General features: G+C 67.9%; 19 protein-coding genes. 6 read left to right on the forward strand and 13 right to left on the reverse strand.

The window, feature by feature from the left end:
- The first annotated feature begins 139 nt into the window (after positions 1 to 139).
- The 3 genes from ACI48D_RS14370 (at position 140) to ACI48D_RS14380 (ending at position 2,546) form a co-directional block, all read left to right on the forward strand.
- Complete coding sequence (locus ACI48D_RS14370) at positions 140 to 967, forward strand: alpha/beta fold hydrolase (protein WP_435571916.1); 828 nt, start codon at positions 140 to 142, stop codon at positions 965 to 967.
- 38 nt (positions 968 to 1,005) lie between these two features.
- Positions 1,006 to 1,572, forward strand: coding sequence for a dCTP deaminase (dcd, locus tag ACI48D_RS14375; RefSeq protein WP_435571917.1), 567 nt, complete (start codon positions 1,006 to 1,008; stop codon positions 1,570 to 1,572).
- A gap of 98 nt (positions 1,573 to 1,670) precedes the next feature.
- Positions 1,671 to 2,546 (forward strand): hypothetical protein, encoded by an 876-nt coding sequence (locus ACI48D_RS14380; protein WP_435571918.1) that lies wholly within the window; start codon positions 1,671 to 1,673, stop codon positions 2,544 to 2,546.
- Here the strand turns inward: ACI48D_RS14380 and ACI48D_RS14385 are convergent, their stop codons facing one another.
- Positions 2,547 to 4,802 carry an Orn/Lys/Arg decarboxylase N-terminal domain-containing protein gene (locus ACI48D_RS14385; RefSeq protein WP_435571919.1) on the reverse strand — a complete coding sequence of 752 codons (2,256 nt, stop codon included), beginning with the start codon at positions 4,800 to 4,802 and terminating at the stop codon, positions 2,547 to 2,549.
- A gap of 189 nt (positions 4,803 to 4,991) precedes the next feature.
- Here ACI48D_RS14385 and ACI48D_RS14390 point away from each other — a divergent pair, with 189 nt between their 5' ends.
- Positions 4,992 to 5,507, forward strand: a complete 516-nt coding sequence (locus tag ACI48D_RS14390) for an SRPBCC family protein (protein ID WP_435571920.1) — start codon at positions 4,992 to 4,994, stop codon at positions 5,505 to 5,507.
- A gap of 6 nt (positions 5,508 to 5,513) precedes the next feature.
- On the opposite strand, the gene ACI48D_RS14395 is transcribed toward ACI48D_RS14390, so the two are convergent.
- The 11 genes from ACI48D_RS14395 to wrbA all read right to left on the reverse strand — a co-directional run bounded on the left by ACI48D_RS14395 (position 5,514) and on the right by wrbA (position 17,009).
- Entirely contained in the window at positions 5,514 to 6,137 is a 624-nt protein-coding gene (locus ACI48D_RS14395) for a DUF4337 domain-containing protein (RefSeq protein WP_435571921.1), read from the reverse strand.
- 13 nt (positions 6,138 to 6,150) lie between these two features.
- Positions 6,151 to 6,636: a dihydrofolate reductase gene (locus ACI48D_RS14400; RefSeq protein WP_435571922.1), complete on the reverse strand. Its 486-nt coding sequence runs from the start codon at positions 6,634 to 6,636 to the stop codon at positions 6,151 to 6,153.
- 13 nt (positions 6,637 to 6,649) lie between these two features.
- The gene (locus ACI48D_RS14405; protein WP_435571923.1) at positions 6,650 to 7,444 is read right to left on the reverse strand and encodes a thymidylate synthase; all 795 of its coding nucleotides are present in this window, start codon (positions 7,442 to 7,444) and stop codon (positions 6,650 to 6,652) included.
- Between the two features lie 30 nt (positions 7,445 to 7,474).
- Positions 7,475 to 8,578, reverse strand: coding sequence for a threonine aldolase family protein (locus ACI48D_RS14410; RefSeq protein ID WP_435571924.1), 1,104 nt, complete (start codon positions 8,576 to 8,578; stop codon positions 7,475 to 7,477).
- A gap of 90 nt (positions 8,579 to 8,668) precedes the next feature.
- Positions 8,669 to 10,477, reverse strand: a complete 1,809-nt coding sequence (locus ACI48D_RS14415) for an ABC transporter transmembrane domain-containing protein (RefSeq protein ID WP_435571925.1) — start codon at positions 10,475 to 10,477, stop codon at positions 8,669 to 8,671.
- Positions 10,478 to 10,526: 49 nt separating this feature from the next.
- Complete coding sequence (locus ACI48D_RS14420) at positions 10,527 to 11,594, reverse strand: lipocalin-like domain-containing protein (RefSeq protein ID WP_435571926.1); 1,068 nt, start codon at positions 11,592 to 11,594, stop codon at positions 10,527 to 10,529.
- The gene (locus ACI48D_RS14425) at positions 11,594 to 14,152 is read right to left on the reverse strand and encodes an FtsX-like permease family protein (RefSeq protein ID WP_435571927.1); all 2,559 of its coding nucleotides are present in this window, start codon (positions 14,150 to 14,152) and stop codon (positions 11,594 to 11,596) included. Before ACI48D_RS14425 ends, ACI48D_RS14420 begins: the two co-directional genes overlap by 1 nt.
- Complete coding sequence (locus tag ACI48D_RS14430) at positions 14,140 to 14,580, reverse strand: DUF4124 domain-containing protein (RefSeq protein WP_435571928.1); 441 nt, start codon at positions 14,578 to 14,580, stop codon at positions 14,140 to 14,142. Before ACI48D_RS14430 ends, ACI48D_RS14425 begins: the two co-directional genes overlap by 13 nt.
- A gap of 13 nt (positions 14,581 to 14,593) precedes the next feature.
- Positions 14,594 to 16,003, reverse strand: a complete 1,410-nt coding sequence (locus tag ACI48D_RS14435; protein ID WP_435571929.1) for an FAD-binding oxidoreductase — start codon at positions 16,001 to 16,003, stop codon at positions 14,594 to 14,596.
- Positions 15,996 to 16,394 carry a DUF2069 domain-containing protein gene (locus ACI48D_RS14440; protein WP_435571930.1) on the reverse strand — a complete coding sequence of 133 codons (399 nt, stop codon included), beginning with the start codon at positions 16,392 to 16,394 and terminating at the stop codon, positions 15,996 to 15,998. The genes ACI48D_RS14435 and ACI48D_RS14440 overlap by 8 nt, the downstream gene beginning before the upstream one ends.
- Before the next feature lie 3 nt (positions 16,395 to 16,397).
- A complete protein-coding gene (gene wrbA / locus ACI48D_RS14445; protein WP_435571931.1) occupies positions 16,398 to 17,009 on the reverse strand; it encodes an NAD(P)H:quinone oxidoreductase in 612 nt (203 codons plus the stop codon).
- Between the two features lie 77 nt (positions 17,010 to 17,086).
- Between wrbA and ACI48D_RS14450 the strand changes: the two genes are divergently transcribed.
- Positions 17,087 to 18,481, forward strand: coding sequence for a YihY family inner membrane protein (locus ACI48D_RS14450; protein ID WP_435571932.1), 1,395 nt, complete (start codon positions 17,087 to 17,089; stop codon positions 18,479 to 18,481).
- Between the two features lie 123 nt (positions 18,482 to 18,604).
- On the forward strand, positions 18,605 to 20,629 hold the full coding sequence (locus ACI48D_RS14455; protein WP_435571933.1) for a diguanylate cyclase: 2,025 nt from the start codon (positions 18,605 to 18,607) through the stop codon (positions 20,627 to 20,629).
- Here ACI48D_RS14455 and ACI48D_RS14460 read toward each other — a convergent pair.
- Entirely contained in the window at positions 20,618 to 20,926 is a 309-nt protein-coding gene (locus tag ACI48D_RS14460) for an Mpo1-like protein (protein WP_435571934.1), read from the reverse strand. The genes ACI48D_RS14455 and ACI48D_RS14460 overlap by 12 nt on opposite strands.
- Positions 20,927 to 20,946 lie beyond the last annotated feature (20 nt).

Raw genomic sequence — 20,946 nt, forward strand, 5'->3', positions numbered from 1 at the left:
TGGCGAAACGCTGCAGTGATCACCATCACGACGGTCTTGCCACCGCATGGCCCAACCGAGGCGCCGGCTGTAGGCGTTTCCCTCTAAACGGGGAGCGCGGCGGGATCCCGGCCGCGGCAATGCACTTACAATGGGCCTCATGAACAAGCCTCTGCTGCATTTCACGCACGGGAACAGCTATCCGTCCGGCGCCTACGGGCGCCTGCTCGACGAGCTGCGCCGCGATTTCGATGTGCGCACCACCGACATGCTCGGCCACGATGCGCGCTATCCGGTGGACGACAACTGGCATGGGCTGGTCGACGAACTGATCGCCCAGCTCGAGCGCTACGACGCGCCGGCGATCCTGGTCGGTCACTCGCTGGGCGGCGCGGTCGGCATGCTGGCGGCCTGGCGCCGTCCCGAACTGGCGCGCTGCGTGGTGATGCTGGATTCGCCGGTGGTGGCGGGCTGGCGCGCCCATGTCTGGCGCCTGGCGAAGATGCTGGGCCTGGGCCGCAAATTGTCGCCGGGCGGGGTGGCCGAGCGGCGCCGCAAGGTCTGGCCCTCGCGCGAGGCGGCGTACCAACACTTCATCGCGAAGCCGATCTTCCAGGCCTGGGCGCCGGGTGCGCTCGACGACTACCTGACCCATGGATTGAAGCAGCATCCGGACGGCGTGCAACTGCGCTTCGAACGCGAGGTCGAAGCGGCCATCTATTGCAGCCTGCCGCACGACATGGGCCGCGTCCTGCGCGCGCCCTTCCCGGTGCCGGTCGGCTTCGTCGCCGGTACCCGCTCGGAAGAGCTGCGCCAGGCCGGCATGCAAGCGACCCGCAAGCTGGTCGGCGCCAACTTGGTGACGATCGAAGGGACCCATTTGTATCCGATGGAGTCGCCCCAGCTCACGGCGCACCTGACGCGCGAGATGATCGCGCGCCTGTTGGCCCAGGCCACGAAAGAAGACCGCAGGGAGCTTTTCGCGTAAAATCGCCGGCTAATATTTATTCACCGGGAAGCCCTGAGATGACTATCAAAAGCGACAAATGGATCCGCCGCATGGCGGAAGAACACGGCATGATCGAGCCCTTCTCGCCCAAGCAGGTGCGGGAGAGCGAAGGTCGCAGGATCATCTCATGGGGTACCTCGTCGTACGGCTACGACATCCGCTGCGCCGACGAATTCAAGGTGTTCACGAACATCAACAGCACCATCGTCGACCCGAAGAACTTCGATTCGAATTCCTTCGTCGACGTGAGGAGCGACGTCTGCATCATCCCGCCGAACTCCTTCGCGCTGGCCCGCACCATCGAGTACTTCCGCATTCCGCGCAACGTGCTGACGGTCTGCCTGGGCAAGTCGACCTACGCGCGCTGCGGCATCATCGTCAACGTGACGCCGTTCGAGCCGGAATGGGAAGGTTATGTGACCCTGGAGTTCTCGAACACCACGCCGCTCCCGGCCAAGATCTACGCGGGCGAGGGCTGCGCGCAGGTGCTGTTCTTCGAGAGCGACGAGGTGTGCGAAACCTCGTACAAGGACCGGGGCGGCAAGTACCAGGGGCAGCATGGGGTGACCTTGCCGAAGGCCTGAGCATCACATCAAGGTGGCCTCCCGTTGCGTACGGCATACAGCCACGGGTAGCCTTCTGTCGGGTGTGCTAGGCTGTCGCAAACCGATGGAGGTTCGCCATGTGCCGTCTCCTGTTGTCCGCCTTGCTCATGAGCGCCGCCACCCTGGCCGCGCCCGTATCCGCCCAGGTCCGGTCCACCGCCAGCGCGTCCGGTTTGCGCTACACGCTGGGTGACCTGCGGCCCGCGGATGGCCAGGCCCCAAGCGTCAGTTTCTCGTCCCCCGCCGGCAGTCTCTACGCGGGAGGCAGCGTCTCCGACGCGAATGGCATCGTCCTGTACCAGCAGGGACAAAGCCTGGTCTGGCCGCAGGACAGCGACGAGGTGGCCTGGAAGGACGCGATTCTCGGCAGGATCACGCTGGCGCCGGGCGGCGCGGTGGGCATGCAGGGCGGCAGCGCCGTGGTCAGCGTGGCTGCCGGCAGCGAGCAAATGCGCTATAGCATCGCCCAGGGCGGATGGGATACGGGGTTCCGGCTGGCGCCCTACAGTTCCCTGACACTGTCGCTCGACATCGACATCGACGTGGCGGCCCGCGTCGTGCCCGACGGTTCGAACAATCTGTATGCCACCAGCAGCGCCGAGCTGCGCGGCTTTGGGTCCTTCCGCGACGGGGCGCAAGACGTCCAGTTCGGCCTCGATAGCGGTTCCGCTCTCGCCTACGACAACGCCGCGTCCGCCAGCCCGGAGGCGCGCGAGACCAAGACCCTCAGCATTACCTTCCTCAACCCCAACGCCAGCTGGGGCGACGGCCACTTCTACCTCGACTTCGGCACCACTGCGCAGCTGCAACCATTGTCGCCGGTGCCCGAGCCGACGGCCGGCAGCCTGCTCGCCGGCGGCCTCGCGGTGCTGGGCCTGGGACGCATCGCCGCCCGTCGGCGTAAAAAAAGAGGAGCCGCAGCTCCTCTTCGTTCGCGAGGGACGCGGGCCTGATCAGTCCTGCCTTACGCAATCCACGAAGTAGCCCAGCTTGCCGTCGACTTCACGCTTGACCAGCCCGTGCACATCGGTCTCGAAGCCCGGGAAGCGCTCGTTGAAGTCGCGTGCGAAGCGCAGGTAGTCGACGATGGTCTTGTTGAAGCGCTCGCCCGGGATCAGCAGCGGGATGCCCGGCGGGTAGGGGGTCAGCAGGATCGCCGTGATGCGGCCTTCGAGGTCCTCGATCGCCACGCGATCGATCTCGCGGTGCGCCATCTTGGCGAAGGCGTCCGACGGCTTCATCGCCGGGATCATGTCCGACAGGTACATCTCGGTGGTCAGGCGTGCCACGTCGCGGGATTTATAGAAGTCGTGGATCGACTGGCACAGGTCGCGCAGGCCCCAGGCTTCGTAGCGCGGGTTCGCCGCCGTGAACTCCGGCATGATGCGCCACATCGGCTGGTTGCGGTCGTAGTCGTCCTTGAACTGCTGCAGGGCGGTGACCAGCGTGTTCCAGCGGCCCTTGGTGATGCCGATCGTGAACAGGATGAAGAAGGAGTACAGGCCGCACTTCTCGATGATCACGCCGTGCTCGGCCAGGTACTTGGTCACGATCGAGGCCGGGATGCCGGATGTGTCGAAGGTGCCGTCCAGCGCCAGGCCCGGGGTCACCACGGTGGCCTTGATCGGGTCCAGCATGTTGAAGCCCTCGGCCAGCTTGCCGAAGCCGTGCCAGGTGTCCTCGGCATGGATCATCCAGTCGGCCTGGGTGCCGATGCCTTCCTCGCTGGTCACCTGCGGGCCCCAGACCTTGAACCACCAGTCCTCGCCGATTTCCTCGTCGACCTTCTGCATCGCGCGGCGGAAGTCCAGCGACTCGTAGATCGACTCTTCGACCAGGGCGGTGCCGCCCGGCGCTTCCATCATCGCGGCGGCGACGTCGCACGAGGCGATGATCGAGTACTGCGGCGAGGTCGAGGTGTGCATCAGGTAGGCCTCGTTGAAGGCGTCCTGGTCGAGCTTGACGGTCTCGGACTCGCGCACCAGCACCTGCGAAGCCTGCGACAGGCCGGCCAGCAGCTTGTGCGTCGACTGGGTCGAGAAGATCATCGATTCCTTGGCGCGCGGACGGTCGCGGCCGATCGCGTGCATGTTCTTGTAGAAGTCGTGGAAGGTCGCGTGCGGGATCCAGGCTTCGTCGAAGTGCAGGGTGTCGATCTTGCCGTCCAAGAGTTCGCGCAGGGTCTCGACGTTGTACACCACGCCGTCGTAGGTCGACTGGGTGATGGTGAGGATGCGCGGCTTCTTGTTCTTGGCTTCGCGGGCGAACGGGTTCGCTTCGATCTTTTTGCGGATCGACTCCGGCGAGAACTCTTCCAGCGGGATCGGGCCGATGATGCCGAGGTTGTTCCGGGTCGGCATCAGGAACACGGGGATCGCGCCGCACATGATGATCGAGTGCAGGATCGACTTGTGGCAGTTACGGTCCACGACCACGATGTCGCCCGGCGCCACGGTCGAGTGCCAGACCATCTTGTTCGAGGTCGAGGTGCCGTTGGTGACGAAGTAGCAGTGGTCGGCGTTGTAGATGCGCGCGGCGTTGCGCTCGGACTTGGCGACCGGGCCGGTGTGGTCGAGCAGTTGGCCGAGTTCCTCGACCGCGTTGCAGACGTCGGCGCGCAGCATGTTCTCGCCGAAGAACTGGTGGAACATCTGTCCGATCGGCGACTTCAGGAAAGCCACGCCGCCCGAGTGGCCGGGGCAGTGCCAGGAATAGGAGCCGTCGTTGGCGTAGTTGACCAGCGCGCGGAAGAACGGCGGCGCCAGGCTGTCCAGGTAGGCCTTCGCTTCGCGGATGATGTGGCGCGCGACGAATTCCGGCGTGTCCTCGAACATGTGGATGAAGCCGTGCAGCTCCTTCAGGATGTCGTTCGGGATATGGCGGCTGGTGCGGGTCTCGCCGTAGATGTAGATCGGGATGTCCGAGTTCTTGTGGCGGATCTCCTGCACGAAGGCGCGCAGCGCGGCCAGCGCGAAGTTGGTTTCTTCGAGCGTCCCGCCGCCGAATTCCTCGTCGTCGATCGACAGTACGAAGGCCGAGGCGCGCGACTGCTGCTGGGCGAACTGCGACAGGTCGCCATAGCTGGTCAGGCCCAGCACTTCCATGCCTTCTTTTTCCATCGCGGCGGCCAGCGCGCGAATGCCGAGGCCCGAGGTGTTCTCGGAACGGAAGTCCTCGTCAATGATGACGATAGGGAATCGAAATTTCATGGACAGCTCCAAAGCGAAGCGCCGTGCACCCCATCTTCCTGAGCGGTAGATGGCCGGGCACGGCACCGTAAAAAAATAGAAGCGGATTTTCGCAGAATTTCCGCAAGTCGGCGCAATTTTTTTGCTAGGTTAACCAGACTGGGCCGATCATGGCGCACCGTTGTTGCTCGGTAGGCAATCCTGACTGAAGTGAGCGTCCAATCGGTGGTAGAGTGCTGGCCGAACCGCATCTTTTACCAGCCGAGGCCCACCATTCGCACCGTACGCGTCCAGATTGAAAGCACGATCCCGGCCTCGCCCGCCGAACTCTGGGACTGGAGCACCTCCGTCCGCGGCGTCCATGCCGAGATGCGGCCGATCCTGAAGCTGGCCTTCCCCAAGGGGATGACGCACATCCCGCGCGACGGCAGCGGCCTCGGTCGGCCGCTCGGCAACTGCACCTTCCTGCTGCTGGGCTTCCTGCCGATCGACCTGTCGCGCCTGACCTTCGTCGAGGTGGAGCCGGGGCGCCGCTTCGTCGAGCAGTCGCCGCTGCTGTCGATGAAGAACTGGCGCCACGAACGCACGCTCACGCCGGACGGCGAGGGCACGCGGGTGGTCGACAGCCTGGAGTTCACGCCGCGCTTCGCCGCCGGCATCGTCAGCTGGTTCATCACCAGATTTTTCCGGCATCGGCACGCGATGTTGCTGAAGCATTATGGCTAAGGCCGCTCAGTGCGCGGCCGCGCCCCCGGCCAGCAGCGCCCCGATCGGATCCACGTGCAGCCCGGCGAAGGCGCCCAGCACGAAGCCGACCGCGGCCACGACATAGGTCACCGACAGCAGCCAGCGCCGCCGCGTCAGCAGCGTGATCGCCGCCAGCGAGATCGCGATCTGCTCGGCCGTGGTGGCCAGCGCCCACTGGTGGTGGGTGTGCATGGCCGCTTCCGACTTGTGGTTCCACTCGTCGGACTGGGCTTCGAACCTCTCGGCTTCCTTCTTGATGCCCGCCTTTTCGGCTTCGTAGCGCGCCACGTCGGCCTTGTACTTCGCCTGGGCCTGGGCAGTCATGCCGGGCAGGTTCGAGGCCAGCTCGGCCAGGTTCTGCTTGCTCGACTTGGCCTGGTAGTAGTTCCAGGAATTCGCCGCCGTGGTTTTGGCGATTGCCGCGTTGTTCTTGAAGAGGGCGGCGTCGTTCTGGGTCGCGCCGCCGAGGTAGCCGAACAGCGCGCCGACGGTCGCCAGCACCGCGGTCATGACGGCGATGTTGTTGGAGAAGCCGTCGCTGCCGTGCTGGGCGACGTGTTCGACCGCGTGATCGTGCGGTCCATGCACATGGAAACCGTGTTCGGACATACTGTTTAGCCTGTTATTGCTTGCGTTCGTAGGTGACGAAGGAAAAGGCGACGCCCTCCGCCGAGCGGTGTTCTTCGCGCGCGGTTTCGCTCCAGGTCCCCGGATCGATGTCGGGGAAGAAGGTGTCGCAGCGGTAGACGGCGTCGATGTGGGTGACGATCATGCGGTCCGCGATCGCCATCGACTCGCCGAAGATCTGGGCGCCGCCGATGATGCTGGCCGGCTCGTCGCCCGCGAGCGCGACCGCGTCGTCCAGCGAGCTTGCCACTTCGACGCCCTCGTGCGCCCACGCCGCATTGCGCGTGACGACGATGTTGCGGCGCTTGGGCAGGGGGCGGCCGATCGAATCGAAGGTCTTGCGGCCCATGATGATCGGATGGCCGAGGGTGACCCGCTTGAAGTGGGCCAGGTCCTCGGGTAGATGCCAGGGCAGCTGGTTGTCGACGCCGATGCCGCGCTCGGCGTCCATCGCGACCACCAGGGTGAGTTGTTTTGCCATGCGCTTTGTCCTCTTACACCGCGACAGGCGCCTTGATGGCGGGATGCGGATCGTAGCCGACCACGTCGAAGTCTTCGAACCGGTAGTCGAACAGCGAGTCCGGCTTGCGTTTGATGACCAGCTTCGGAAGCGGACGCTCCTCGCGCGACAGTTGCAGCTCGACCTGTTCCAGGTGGTTCGAATACAGGTGGCAGTCGCCGCCGGTCCAGATGAAGTCGCCGACTTCCAGGCCGGCCTGCTGCGCCATCATGTGGGTCAGCAGCGCGTAGGACGCGATGTTGAAGGGCACGCCCAGGAAGATGTCCGCGCTGCGCTGGTAGAGCTGGCAGGACAGCTTGCCGTCGGCCACGTAGAACTGGAAGAAGGCGTGGCAGGGCGGCAGCTTCATCTGCGGCACGTCGGCCACGTTCCAGGCCGAGACGATCATGCGGCGCGAGTCCGGATTATTCCTGATCTGGTCGAGCACCTGGCTGATCTGGTCGATGTGGCCGCCGTCGGGCAGCGGCCAGCTGCGCCACTGGTAGCCGTAGACCGGACCCAGTTCGCCCTTGGCGTCGGCCCACTCGTCCCAGATCGAGACGCCGTGTTCCTTCAGGTAGGCGATATTGGTGGAGCCGGCCAGGAACCAGATCAGTTCATGGATGATGGACTTCAGGTGGACCTTCTTGGTCGTCACCAGCGGGAAGCCGTCCTGGAGGTTGAAGCGCATCTGGTAGCCGAACACGGAACGCGTGCCGGTGCCGGTGCGGTCCGTCTTGACCGCGCCATGGTCGCGGACATGGCGCATCAGCTCTGAATATTGACGCATCGGGTAAGTACAGGTGGAAAAAATGCCATTCTACCCGATGGGCGCCTGCGCGGGCATCAGCTCCGCAGCCAGCAGGGCCGCCGCCTCGCGCACGCGCCCGTCGGGCGTCTCCAGCAGGTTGTCGCCCACGTAGAGCTCGAAGAAGCTGCTGTCTGGCAGCGCGCCGTGGTTGATGCGGTTGAAGATCCAGATGCCATGCTCGGCCGCCAGCTTGCGGCGGATCTCGAGCGCGCGCTCGCGGCTCACCGGCAGGTGAACGTGCAGCATGTTGGCCTGAGGCGCCGCCGGGTTCACCTTGATGAGCGGATGGTCGCGCAGTACTTCGTACAGGAATTGCGTGCGGCGGAACAGCGCCGGCATGCTGGCCAGGCGCGCGTCGAACTGCATCGCCGCGGCCACCACGTAGGGCGAGCGGTGGATCACGTTGCCGCCCTGGCGCTTGAACCATTCGGACGCACGCGCCACGAACTCTTTCGAGCCCAGCAGCATCGCGCCGCCCAGGCCGCCGATCCCCTTGTACAGCGAGACGTAGACCGAATCGAAGCCCGCCGCGATCTCGGCCGCCGGGCGGCCATAGCCGGCCGCCGCTTCCCACAGGCGCGCGCCGTCCATGTGCAGGTGAATGCCGCGTGCCTTGCAATGCGCCTTGATGGCCGCGAGTTCGTCCCAGTCGGAAAGCTGGCCGCCGATCTCGCGCATCGGGATCTCCAGGCCGACGGCCGACAGGCGGTCCGGCACCGCCATGATGTCGTCGGCGGTCCAGGGGCGATGGCGGTCGCCGACCTGGAGGGCGTCGAAGTGGCCGAGCAACTGGTAATTCGAGCGCTCGTGCACGAAAATGTGGGAAGTCGGGTGCAGCGCGACCAGAGCGTTGCCACGTTCCATCGTGGCCAGGCGCAGCGCGGTCACCTGGGTCATGGTGCCTGAGATGCAGAAGACGGCCGCCTCGAAGCCGAGCAGTTCGGCGAGCTTGCGCTCGAAGTCCTGGACCACGGCGCCGTCGCCGTACACGTCATGGCTGACGCCATTGGCTTCGCACCAGGCGGCCATGGCGGAAAACATCTCGGCCGGCCGGCGCGCGCGGTGGCCGGGCAGGATCGTGGTGCAGCGGGCAAGCAGTTCGGTATCGCTCAAGGTGGACTCCAGTGGCACGGGACAATTCAACCCGCGCCACTGTACACCGAACTCCCTGGCCGAGGAAGGGCGGCCGCGGCCGAGCCCCGCTCAGTGCGCGACCTGGATGTTATGGAACTGCAGCGCCGCCAGGTTGGCATAGATGCCCCCCAGCGCCACCAGCGAGGAATGGGTGCCGGTCTCGACGATCCGCCCGTCTTCCATCACGATGATGCGGTCGGCGCGCTGCACGGTCGCCAGCCGATGCGCGATGATCAGGGTGGTGCGGCCGACCATCGCCGCTTCCAGCGCGCTCTGCACCAGGCGCTCGGATTCGGCATCCAGCGCGCTGGTGGCTTCGTCCAGCAGCAGCAGCGGCGGGTTTTTCAGGAGCGCGCGCGCGATCGCGATGCGCTGGCGCTGGCCGCCCGACAGGCGCACCCCGCGCTCGCCCAGGAAGGAGGCATAGCCCTCCGGCAGGCGCTCGATAAATTCGTGGGCGGCCGCCATCTTCGCCGCGGCGATCACCTCGGCATCGCTCGCCTCCGGGCGGCCGTAGCGGATGTTTTCCATCGCGTCGGCCGAGAAGATCACCGTATCCTGGGGCACGATGCCGATCGCGCCGCGCAGCACCTGCAGGTCGAGGTCGCGGACGTCGACCCCGTCCAGCAGGATGCTGCCGGACTGCGGGTCGTAGAAGCGCAGCAGCAGCTGGAACAGGGTGGTCTTGCCGGCGCCGGACGGGCCGACCACGGCCACCGTCTCGCCGGGCAGGATCGACAGGCTCAGGTGCGCCAGCGCCGCGTGGTCCGGGCGCGAGGGATAGGAAAAGCCGATATCGAGCAGCTCGAGCGAGGCGCCGCCCACCTTGCGCGGCGGCAGCGGTTTCGGGTGCAGCGGGCTGCCGATGCTGGAGCGCAGCGCCAGCAGTTCCAGCAGGCGCTCGGCGGCGCCGGCCGCGCGCTGGGCCTCGCCCATCACTTCGGACAGGGCGCCGACCGCGCCGGAAACGATCGAGGCGTACAGGATGAACTGGCCGAGGTCGCCGCCGGTCATGCTCCCCGCCAGCACCGCGTGCGCGCCCAGCCACAGCACGAACACGATCGCACCGAACACCAGCACGATCGCCAGCATGGTCAGGATGGAGCGTGCGCGGATGCGCCGCATCGCGGTCTGGAACGCGTGTTCGACCGAAGCGCCGAAGCGCTGCGCCTCGCGCCGTTCGCCGGTGAAGGACTGCACGGTCGGCATGGCGTTGAGGATCTCGCCGGCCAGCGCGGAGGCATCGGCGATCCGGTCCTGGGAGTCGCGCGAGAGCTTGCGCACGCGGCGTCCGAACAGCACGATCGGCACCACCACCAGCACCAGCAGGCCGAGGATGATCGAGGTCAGCTTGGCGCTGGTCACGAACAGCATCGCCAGGCCGCCCACGAACAGCAGGGTATTGCGCAGCGCCAGCGAGATGCTGGTGCCGACCACGGACTGGATCAGGGTGGTGTCGGTGGTCAGGCGAGACAGCACTTCGCCGCTGCGGGTGGTCTCGAAGAATTCCGGGCTTTGCCGGACCACGTGGGAGTAAACGGCGCTGCGGATGTCGGCGGTGACGCGCTCGCCCAGCCAGGACACCATGTAGAAGCGCGCGGCGGTGGCCACGCCCAGCACCGCCGCCACGCCGAACAGGGCAAGGAAGGTGGCGTTGACGTTCGCGATGCTCCTGCCGCCGGCGGCGGCCCCGAAGCCGTGGTCGATCATCTGCTTGAAGGCGTAGGGGATGGCCAGGGTGGCGCCGGCGGCGACCACCAGCGCGATCCCGGCCAGCACGAACTGGCGGCGGTAGGGACGCAGGAAGGGGAGCAGCCCGGCCAGGGCGGCAAAGGTGCCCTTGCGGCTTGGAGAGTCGGGAGTGGAGCTGGTACTCATGTGTCCTTGTTTCTTGTTGTAGGGTGGTTCAGGGTGGTTCGGGGGTGGTTCAGAGCTTCATCGGATCGGCATAGCCGGTCAGTTCCAGATAGCCGCGGCCCAGCGGGCGACCGTCGCGCCCGACGCTGACCGCGCCTTCCCAGTACACCGCGCCGGTCGAGCGTCGCGAGTCGAGTTCCTGGTCCTGCTGCAGGGGTGTCAGCTGCCAGCGCAGCGCGCCGGTCGCGATCGTGGTCGCCACCGGGTAGCTGGCGCCGGTGCGCGGCGACTTCCAGTGCGCCTGCGGCGTGAACGATACCTGATCCGCGCCGTACTGGGTGAGGCGCCCGCCGCCATCGCGCAGCGTGGCGTGGGCCCACAGCTTGCCGCCATCCTTGGCGCGGATCTGGAAGGCCATCAGGGCGCCGCCGTCGTCGAGGTTGATCCCGGTCCAGTCCCAGCCGGCCGCATTCGTCTCCAGCACCTGGCTGGACCATTCGTGGTCGAGCCAGGCCCTGCCCTTGACCGCCACCGGCTTGCCGGCGCGGCTGACGGTGCCGGCGACCTGCAGCTGCGGCTCGCTGTAATAATAGCTGGCATGTCCGGCTTGCGGACCCTTGCGCGAAAAGCCGGCCTCGCCCTCCAGCAGCATGGCCTGGGTCGGCGCCAGCGTCAGCTCGAAAGCCAGCTCGCCGCCGCGCACCGAGACCCGGTAGCGCCCGTCCGGTTCGCGCCGCATGCGCCAGTCGTCCAGCTTGACGTCGGTGTCGCCGGGCTTCGCCCAGGCCAGGCCGAAGCCTTCGCGGGCGCTGCGCTGGTCGTGCCGCAGGCGTCCCAGGGCCGGATCGGACAGGGCGGCGTGGCCGATGATCAGCTGCTTCGGCGCGAACGCGCTCGGATTCGCCGGGTCGTGTTCGGTACGGCTGCGGAAGAAGGTGACCTGGAAGCCGAGCGGCTTGCGGTCCGGGGTCTCCAGCCAGCCGGTCACGTACCACCATTCGGTGCGGTGCTCCGGATGGGCGCCGAAATCCTGTGGAAAGGCGAGCGCGCGGCCGGGCGTCACCGGCGCGAAGGTCGGCGGCGCTGCCTGCGCGGCGCCGGCCAGCAGCATCAGCATGATCAGCAGGCTGCGCAGCATCACCAGTCCTCCCTGACCGCCCGTACGGGTCCGCCGGACAGCGCATAACGGCCCGACACCAGCGCCGTCGCCACCGAGGCCAGCACCAGCACCGCGGCCACGCTGCCGAGCAGCGTCCAGGGCAGGTGCAGCTGCATGGTCCAGTGGAAGGACTGCGGGTTGACCACGTAGACCAGGATCAGGCTGATCAACAGGCCCAGCGCGAAACCGGTGGCCACGCCGAGCATGGTCAGCGAGCCGCCTTCGAGCGCCAGGATGCGCAGCACCTGGCCGCGCGACACGCCCACGTGGCGCAGCATGCCGAACTCGCGGGCGCGCGCCAGCGTCTGGGCCGAGAAGGTGGCGGCCACGCCGGACAGGCCGATGGCGATCGCGATCGCTTCCAGCAGGTAGGTGACGGCGAAGCTGCGGTCGAAGATGCGCAGGCTGGCGGCGCGGATCTCGCCGGGGCTGGCCAGCTGCAGGATGGAACCGAAGGGCAGGGCGCGCAAACGCGCGGCGACGGTGTCCGGATGCACGCCGTTCGCCGCCCACAGCGCGGCGTCTGTGACCATGGTGTCGCCCGTCAGGCGCCGGTAGTCGGCCAGGCGGATCACCACCGAGCCGGACTGGTTGGCATAGTCGCGCCAGACCCCGGCCACGAAAAAGCGCTGCTGGCGCCCGCCCAGCGGCAGCGCGATCCGCTGCCCGACGTGCATGCCGTACAGGTCGGTCATGGCTTCCGAGACCCATACCGGCGGCTCGCCCGCGGGCGCCATCACTCCCGCTCCGACCAGGGCCAGCAGCCGGCCGGGATCCGCGGCGTCGATGTCGCGCGCGATCAGGGTGACGGTGGGGCGTGCCGGATCGAGGGTCAGCGGCCGGGTGCGCAGGAAGGCGGTCCGCGCGACGCCCGGCAGGCCGGCGATCGCCGCCTGTTCGCCGGGTCCCAGGCCGCCGGTGTTGCCGCCGCTGGCGGTGCGCACGTACAGGTCGGCGGGCAGGATGTGCAGCATCCAGTCGTCCACCGACACGCGGAAGCTGGCCACCATGATCCCCATCGCCACCATCAGGGAAAAGCTGGCCAGCACTCCGCCCAGCGCGATCGAGGCCTGGCCCGGCGCATTCGCTAGGCGCGCCAGCGCCAGGCTAAGAACCGGCGACGGCGCGGGCGAAGCGCTGGTGCGCATGTGCAGGCGGTTCAGGGCGCGGAAACTGGCAGCGGCCAGGCGCGGCATCAGGGTAATGCCGCCGATCAGCAGCAGGGCGACGGCGAAGTAGCCGAACAGCGGCAGCTCGAACACGGGCGGGGCGAAGGCGCAGGCCGCAGCCGCGCCGAGGCATAGCAGCGAAGGCCAGACGCGCGCCAGGCGCTCCAGCGCGACTTCGTCGTTGCCCGACTTGAGGGCGACCGCGGGGCGGGCGCGCGCCGCTTCCCAGGCCGGTGCCGCACAGCCGAGCAAGGCCACGCCCAGGCCGAGCAGGAAGAACACGCCGGCGGCCACCGGCGTAAAGCGCACGGTCGGCTTCACGCCCGGGAAGTAGCCGGCGCCGAGGTCGCCGCCGAAGAAGGCCAGGGCGGCGGCCGCCAGTCCGTAGCCGGCCACGATGCCCAGCAGCGCGCCGAGCACGCCCAGGCTGGCGCCCTCGACCAGCACTTGGCGCAGGAGAAGCCGGCGCGGCAGGCCGAGCACGCGCAGCAGCGCGAACTGGCTGCGCCGGCGCAACACCGACAAGGCCTGGGTCGAGAACACCAGGAAGGCGCCGGTGAACAGCGCCACCAGGGCCAGCACCGTCAGGTTCACGCGGTAGGCACGGCTCAGGTTGTTGTTGCGGCTTTCCTGCCTGGCGTCGTTCGGCTGCGCCACCGTGAAACGGCCGGGAAACTCCTGTTCCAGTTCCGCCGCCAGCCCGCGTTCGAAGGAGGCGCGGTCGACACCGTCGCGCAGCTTGAGGTCGACCCGCGACAGCTTGCCCAGCCGCCCGAAGCGCCATTGCAGGGCGCCGATGTCCATCACCGCCAGGCGTTGGCCGCTGCGCGCGCGCAGGATAGCCCCGGCGACGCGCAGCGGGACGTCGGCGGTGCCGGCGCGCAAATGGAGCGTGTCGCCGCGGCGCACGCCAAGCCAGGACAGCGCCGCCGGCGACAGGAACACGGTGTCGTCGGCCAGCACATCGGCGCCATGACCTTTTTCCGGCACCCCGGCCAGGTCGGGCGACACGTAGCCGGCGCGCAGCGCGTCCAGGCCGACGATCTTCAGGGAGCCGGGTTTGCCGGCCAGGGCGGCGTCGACTTCCAGCACCGGCGAGGCCACCGCCACGCCCTCATGCGCGGCGAGGCGCGGGTAGATGCCTTCGTCGAACTGGGCTTCGCGCCCGGCCACCTGCAGGTCGGCCTGGCCGGCCAGGCTCTGGATCGCGGCGGAGAATTCGTTGAAAGCGGCAGCGTTGATCAGGTGGATGGCGAAGCCCATGGCGACGCCGACCGCGATCGCCACCACGGCCAGCAGGGCGCGCATCGGATGCGCGCGCCACTCGCCGAACAGCAGCCAGCGCGACAGCAGGCCTAGGCCGGACATTCCACCGCCAGGGTCTCGAGCTGGCGCCGCAGCCTGATGCGCGCCGCCTCCTGCCTGGGGCCATGCGCGCTCCGGACCAGGTCTTCCTCGGCCCACTTGCGGCGCAGGCGCAGCTTGTCGCATTTCTTGCGCTGGGCCTGGGCCGCGCGGGCCTGCCGGACCTCGACGCGCCCCTGCTTTTCCGCCGCCTTCTCACGTGCGATGCGGGCCTTTTCCAGTTCCAGCAGGGTGCGCGCGTCGCCGCCCTGCGGGCCCATCTGGTCCGATATCGAGATGCCCGCCGGCGGCGGCAGGAGCGTCGACCGGCCGTGGGCGCAGGGCCGGTCGCCGTAGCTGGTCTGGCCGCCGTCGCTGCATTTGACCACGCCCTGGGCCTGCAGGCCGGCCGAGAACACGCCGGCGCCAAGGAGGAAAAGAAAGCGCTTCATGAAGATCTCCCGGTCAAAGAATTTTGCCAGGGTTCATGATGCCCAGCGGGTCCAGCGCGGCCTTGATGGCACGCATCAGGTCGAGTTCGACTTGCGCCTTGTAGCGCGGCAATTCGTCGCGCTTGAGGGCGCCGATGCCATGTTCGGCGGAAATCGAACCGGCGAAGGCGGCCACGCTGTCGTGCACGATGCGGTTGACGTCGCCCTGGTAGGCCAGGAAGGCGTCGTGTGGCGTGCCGTCGGGCGGCGCAATGTTGTAGTGCAGGTTGCCGTCGCCCAGGTGGCCGAAGCAGACCACCTGCACGCCCGGCCAGGCGCGCGCAAGGAGCGCGTCGGTGGCTTCGACGAAATCGGCGATGCGCGAGATCGGCACCGAGATGTCGTGCTTGATGTTCTTGCCGTCCGCGGCCTGGGCCAGCGGGATGTGCTCGCGGATCGCCCACAGCGCGCGCGACTGCGCGATCGAAGTTGCGACCACGGCGTCCTGGGCCAGGCCGGCCTCCAGCGCGCGCTCGATGGTTTCTTCGAGCAGGCGTATCGCGTGCTGTTCCGACTCGTGGCTGGACAGTTCGAGCAGCGCGTATTGCGGATGGGCGTCCGGGAAGGGATGCGGCAGGCCGGGGAAATGCTTGCCGACCAGGCGCAGGCAGACGTCGCTCATCAGCTCGTAGCCGGTCAGGGTCGGGCCGGCCGTGTCCTGGGCCAGTTGCAGCAGGGTCAGGGCGTCGCGGCAGCTGGACAGTGCCACCAGCGCGGTGATGCCGGCCTTGGGCTGCGGGTACAGCTTCAGCACGGCGCCGGTGATCACGCCCAGCGTGCCTTCGGCGCCGATGTAGAGGTCGCGCAGGTCGTAGCCGGTATTGTCCTTGCGCAGGCCGCGCAGGCCGTCCCACAGCTCGCCCCGGGCGGTGACGACTTCGAGCCCGAGGCAGAGCTCGCGGGTATTCCCGTAGCGCAGGACCCCGGTGCCGCCGGCGTTCGTCGCCAGGTTGCCGCCGATGGTGCAGCTGCCTTCGGCCGCCAGCGACAGCGGGAACAGCATGCCGGCGCGCGCCGCCGCCTGCTGGACGTCGTGCAGGATGCAGCCGGCGTCCACCGTCATGGTGCGGTTGACCGGGTCGACCGCGCGGATGCGGTTCAGGCGGCGCAGCGACATGACCACCGCGTGTCCGGATTCGTCCGGCACGCTGCCGATCACCAGGCCGGTGCGCCCGCCCTGCGGCACCACCGGCACCCGGTGCGCGGCGCACAGGCGCACCAGGCCGGCCACCTGGGACGTGTCGGCGGGACGCAGCACCGCGCGCGCGCGGCCGGTGAAGCGGCCACGCCAGTCGCTCAGGTAGGGGGCGACATCCTGTTCGTCGACCAGCACGTGTTCATGGCCGATCAGCTCGCGGCAGTGGGCTAAAAACAAATCAGTCATGCGGCACTTTGACCTTGTCGAGCAGCTCCTTGGCCAGCTTCTTCGCCTGCTTCTTGTAGGGGTGCAGGTAGAGCAGGGCGAACACGAAGTAGGAGCACACCAGCATCACCTCGCCCAGCGCCATGATGCGCGACAGTTCGCTCCTGTCGCTCCAGGCCCGCACCGCGCCCTCGACGAAATAGATCAGGATGACCATCGACGACCATTGCAGCGTGTACAGGTCGCGCTTGATCACGCCGCGCAGCGGCAGCAGCAGCGGCAGCGCCTTCAGCGCCAGCAGCGAGCCGCCCGGATGCAACGGGGCGACCGCGATCTCCCAGGCCAGCAGCCAGACGCACAGGATGACCAGGCTGGTCACCGCCCCCGTATGAAATACCCTATGGACTTGCATCGCCTATTCCATCCCCTGCAGGTTGCGGCTCGCCAGCGCCAGGCGCCGGCCCAGCGCGATCGCCAGCCGCTTCTCGTCGTCCGTGATGGGGCGGTTGCCGTCCACGCCGGACCAGTGGGTCGCGCCGTAGGGGCTGCCGCCGCTTTCGGTGGTCATCAGTTCCGGCATGGTGTAGGGCAGGCCCATGACCATCATACCGTGGTGCAGCAGCGGAATCATCATCGAGAGCAGGGTCGATTCCTGGCCGCCGTGCAGGCTGCCGGTGGAGGTGAACAGGGCGGCCGGCTTGCCCGACAGGGTGCCGGACAGCCACTGTGCCGAGGTGCCGTCGAGGAAGTACTTCATCGCTGCCGCCATGTTGCCGAACCGGGTGGGCGAACCCAGCGCCAACCCGGCGCATTCCGCCAGGTCCTCCAGCTCGACGTAGGGGGCGCCGCTGCGCGGGATGTCCGGCTCGGTCGCCTCGGCCACGGTCGACACGGCCGGCACGGTACGCAGGCGCGCTTCAAGGCCGGGGACGCTCTCGACCCCTTGGGCGATGAGTTCGGCCAGCTTGCGTGTCTTGCCATGGCGTGAGTAGTAGAGGACGAGGATGATCAGATTGGTTGGGTTCATCGTTGGTATTATAGGGCGCTTTATAATATGACACGAAGCGCATTACGCTCCACCCCGTGCTCCACCCCGAACCGACGATGCTCTCGAAAACAGTCTCCTCCATTTCCCGGTCCACCAGCGAGATGATCAACGTCGGCGTCGACATGGTGCGCGGGCTGACCTGGGCCGAGGTGCGCGACCTGGTGCGCTTCGCACGGCGCCGCCTGACCGAGGAAAAGCTCCCGCAAGTGGCCGGCAGCCTGACCTTCACCACCACGCTGGCGCTGGTACCCCTGCTGACCATCGTGCTGGCCATCTTCACCACCTTCCCGATCTTCGGGCAGCTGCGATCGAACCTCGACCATTATTTCGTGCAGATGGTGATGCCGAAGGCGATCGCCAACACGATCACCTCGAACCTGACCCAGTTCGCCAGCAAGGCGACCAAGCTGTCGGCGGTGGGCGCGGTGGCGCTGGTGCTCACCACGGCGGCGATGATCGGCATGATCGAGCGCGCCTTCAACCAGATCTGGCGCGTCAGGCGTGCGCGCCCGCTGGTGCAGCGGGTGCTGATCTACTGGGCCCTGGTGACCCTCGGGCCGCTGCTGTTCGGGATCTCGCTGACCCTGACTTCCCAGCTGTTCAGCGCCACCAACGGCCTGATGAGCGGCGTGCCCTTTTTCGGCGCGCTGTTCTATTCGGTGGTGTCGGTGGCGCTGACCACCGGCGCCTACGCGCTGCTGTACATGACGGTGCCGAACCGCTGGGTCGACTGGCGCGATGCGCTGTGGGGCGGGCTGGTGGCCGCGCTCGCGTTCGAGATCGCCAAGCGCGTGTTCGCGATCTTCATCCGCCAGTTCCCGACCTACGCGATCATCTACGGCGCCCTGGCGGCGCTGCCGCTGTTCCTGTTGTGGATGTATCTGTCCTGGCTGATCACCCTGGTGGGCGCGCTGCTGACCGCCGCGCTGCCGGTGGTGAAGTACGAACGCTGGTGGTACGAGCCGGTGCCGGGCGGCGCCTTCGTCGATGCGATGGCGATCCTCAAGGTGCTGCACGGCGGCGCCGCGTTGAGCGGAACGGCGCTGGTGACCGGCGCCCAGATCCGCGCCCACACCCGCATCGGCTACGACGAGATGACCCAGCTGCTGGAGCAGATGGTGGCGGCGGGCTGGGTCGGCCGTGTGCACGCCGAGGATTCGGTCCGGGCGATCTGGGGCCGCGGCGCGCGCGAGGGCGGCGAGGGCTGGGTGCTGCTGGCCGACCCGGGGCTGGTCCGCCTATCCGACGTCTACCGGCTGTTCGTGTTCGGCGGCGCCGGCATCGAGCCTGGGCCGGGGCCCGGGGTGGCCCCGGCCGGCACGGGGGCCGCCGAGAGCGAGGCGGCGCCGGCCTCGCCGCTGGCGCTGGATACGGCCGCGCTGGCGCGCAAGGTCGAGGCGGCGGTGGAGCGTGGCCTGGACCAGACCTTGTCGGAACACTTCTCGCGTTAGCGCCAGCTCAACACCGTGTACGCCCGGCACGCTGTTCTGTTTCCGTGCGGATACAATTGATGTTGAAATGTGGAATCATACGTTTCTCGATGTTACTATTGTCGAGATACGTTTGGAGACCACATGCTTGTGCACCGGTTCCTTTTTGGCCTGCTGTTCCTGTGCTGGGCCGCGCTGGCCCATGCCGGCCCGGCAGGGGACGCGTCCGTTCCGCAATTTGCCCATGAGCTGGCGGTGGCCCGCGAGGAAGCCTATGTGGCGCCGGCCCAGGCGCTGACCACGCTCGATCGCCTGCGGAAAGGGCGCGGCGGCGCCGAACAGGCCCAGGTCTTCATCGAGACGAGCCGCGCCTGGTATTGGCTGGGCGACAAGAACAAGGCGGTGGAGGCCGCGCTCCAGGCCGAGCGGCTGGCACGCACCCTGCATGACGACAGCCTGCTCGCCGGGGCCTTGCTGAGCCATGGCGCAGCGCTGTCCAGGCTGGTGCATGACCAGGAAGCGGCGCACCGGCTGGTCGGGCAGGCGGCCCCGCTCGCGGCCGCTTCCGGCGACGTCTACCTGCAGACCCGGGCCCTGGTGGCGCAGGGACTGCTGGCCGAGCAGGACGGCAGCGGAGCCGATGCGATCGGCTTCGTCGAGCGCGCCCTGGCGCTGGCCAGGACCGGCACCGACCGCGATGCGCTGGCGATGGCGCTGCGCGAACAGGCCAGGCTGCTGGCCGGCGTCGGCGGCCACGACGAGGCCTTGCTTCTCATCGACGAACTGGTCGGGGTCGCACAAGCCCGGGGCATCCCGGCGCTGCTGGCCCATGCGCGCCTGGCCGAGTATGCGGTCGCCGCGCGCGCCGGCCGTGCCAAACGCGCGGAAACGGCATTGCAGGCCGCCATCGACATCCTCGAAAAGATGAAGGCCAGGGAGCGGCTGGCGACGCCGCTGGCGAACCTGGCCGAACTCTACATCCAGGCGCGGCGCTTCGGCGAAGCCGCCCGGACCAGCGAAACGGCGCTGCGCATCGCGCGCGAGTTCGGCGACGAGACCGGGCGTCAACTGGCTTCCTTCCAGCTCGGCATCGCCAGCATCTACTTCCGCGACATCCGCAACGGCAAGGCGACCGTGGATGCGGCGCTGGCCGGCCTGCAGGACGACGAGCGCTACGTGCGCATGCTGCTGGAGTATGGCCACGCGCTGAACCAGGTCGGCGAGGGCGACGTGGCCCTGACCGTCTACGAAAAGGCGGGCTCGGTGTCGCTGGCTGCCTGGCGCAAGGAAAAGCAGCTGTCCTACCAGGCGCTGCAGCGCGTCTACGCGGACCAGAAGAAGCAGGCCGAACTCGCCCGGCTGCACCACGACAGCGCGATGAAGGCGGCCGAGCTGGATACCGTGAAGCGCCTGCGCAGCCTGTGGGTGCTGCTCAGCGTGACGACCCTGGTGGCGGTGATGCTGATCGCACTGCTGTACCGACGCGTGGCCAGGGCGAACGCCACGCTGCAGACCAAGAACGAACAGCTGTTCCGCCAGAGCACGCGCGATTCCCTGACCGGGCTGTTCAACCGCCATTATTTCTACGAACAGGTGGTGCCGCGCTTCGACGAAGACCCCGGCGACGCCGACGGCAACGCCGGCGTGTTCCTGCTGCTCGACGTCGACCACTTCAAGTCGATCAACGACCGTTTCGGCCATAGCGCCGGCGACGTGGTCCTGAAGAACGTGGCGGCCCGGCTGGCGGCCAGCCTGCGCGGGCAGGACGTGCTGATCCGCTGGGGCGGGGAGGAATTCCTGGCCTACCTGCCCGGCGTCGCCACCGAGGAAGCGCGCCAGGTATGCGCGCGCCTGCTGGGGGCGGTGTCGGGCACGCCGATCGTCGCCGACGGGCGCGAGCTCACCGTCACGGTATCGCTCGGCTTCTGCCCGAAGCCGGCGGACGGACACGGCGCCCCCGACTGGGAGCAGTTGGTCCACCTGGCCGACCTGTGCCTCTACCTGGCCAAGACGGCGGGGCGCAACCAGGCCTTCGGCGTGCGCGACGCGGGCGTGCTGACCAGGGAAGCGATCGCGGCCGCCGATGCGGACCTGAAACAGGCCTCCGACGATGGCCTGGTGGGGCTGGTGAATGTGAAGACCGTTACCGGCTGCTCATCACCAGCTTAACTTGCCGGTCAGCATCTGCCAGTACATCACCCAGTCCGCCCGGAACGACCACCACGGGTTGCCGAAGGTCGCCGGCCGGTTCTTCTCGTACACGAAGTGCCCGATCCAGGCCCCGCCATAGCCGCTGACCACGGCCAACAGCAGCCACCACGGGTTCAGGCTGTCGATGTACTGGGCGATCGCGGCGATGGCCGAGGACGTCCCGATGAAATGCGCGCGCCGGCACAGCCGGTTGTCGTGCTGGGTCAGGTAGTACGGATAGAACTCGGAAAAGCTGTTGTAGCGCACTGCCGCCATCCTGGTCTCCTGGTTGTCCG

Origin of the sequence: Massilia sp. LXY-6, from assembly GCF_051233485.1 — a bacterium.
Taxonomy (GTDB): Bacteria; Pseudomonadota; Gammaproteobacteria; order Burkholderiales; family Burkholderiaceae_D; genus Telluria.

Coding starts and splice junctions, on each gene's coding strand:
- ACI48D_RS14370 (WP_435571916.1), top strand. CDS start 140: ATGAACAAGCCTCTGCTGCATTTCACGCACGGGAACAGCTATCCGTCC.
- dcd (WP_435571917.1), top strand. CDS start 1,006: ATGACTATCAAAAGCGACAAATGGATCCGCCGCATGGCGGAAGAACAC.
- ACI48D_RS14380 (WP_435571918.1), top strand. CDS start 1,671: ATGTGCCGTCTCCTGTTGTCCGCCTTGCTCATGAGCGCCGCCACCCTG.
- ACI48D_RS14385 (WP_435571919.1), bottom strand. CDS start 4,802: ATGAAATTTCGATTCCCTATCGTCATCATTGACGAGGACTTCCGTTCC.
- ACI48D_RS14395 (WP_435571921.1), bottom strand. CDS start 6,137: ATGTCCGAACACGGTTTCCATGTGCATGGACCGCACGATCACGCGGTC.
- ACI48D_RS14400 (WP_435571922.1), bottom strand. CDS start 6,636: ATGGCAAAACAACTCACCCTGGTGGTCGCGATGGACGCCGAGCGCGGC.
- ACI48D_RS14405 (WP_435571923.1), bottom strand. CDS start 7,444: ATGCGTCAATATTCAGAGCTGATGCGCCATGTCCGCGACCATGGCGCG.
- ACI48D_RS14415 (WP_435571925.1), bottom strand. CDS start 10,477: ATGAGTACCAGCTCCACTCCCGACTCTCCAAGCCGCAAGGGCACCTTT.
- ACI48D_RS14420 (WP_435571926.1), bottom strand. CDS start 11,594: ATGCTGCGCAGCCTGCTGATCATGCTGATGCTGCTGGCCGGCGCCGCG.
- ACI48D_RS14425 (WP_435571927.1), bottom strand. CDS start 14,152: ATGTCCGGCCTAGGCCTGCTGTCGCGCTGGCTGCTGTTCGGCGAGTGG.
- ACI48D_RS14430 (WP_435571928.1), bottom strand. CDS start 14,580: ATGAAGCGCTTTCTTTTCCTCCTTGGCGCCGGCGTGTTCTCGGCCGGC.
- ACI48D_RS14435 (WP_435571929.1), bottom strand. CDS start 16,003: ATGACTGATTTGTTTTTAGCCCACTGCCGCGAGCTGATCGGCCATGAA.
- ACI48D_RS14440 (WP_435571930.1), bottom strand. CDS start 16,394: ATGCAAGTCCATAGGGTATTTCATACGGGGGCGGTGACCAGCCTGGTC.
- wrbA (WP_435571931.1), bottom strand. CDS start 17,009: ATGAACCCAACCAATCTGATCATCCTCGTCCTCTACTACTCACGCCAT.
- ACI48D_RS14450 (WP_435571932.1), top strand. CDS start 17,087: ATGCTCTCGAAAACAGTCTCCTCCATTTCCCGGTCCACCAGCGAGATG.
- ACI48D_RS14455 (WP_435571933.1), top strand. CDS start 18,605: ATGCTTGTGCACCGGTTCCTTTTTGGCCTGCTGTTCCTGTGCTGGGCC.
- ACI48D_RS14460 (WP_435571934.1), bottom strand. CDS start 20,926: ATGGCGGCAGTGCGCTACAACAGCTTTTCCGAGTTCTATCCGTACTAC.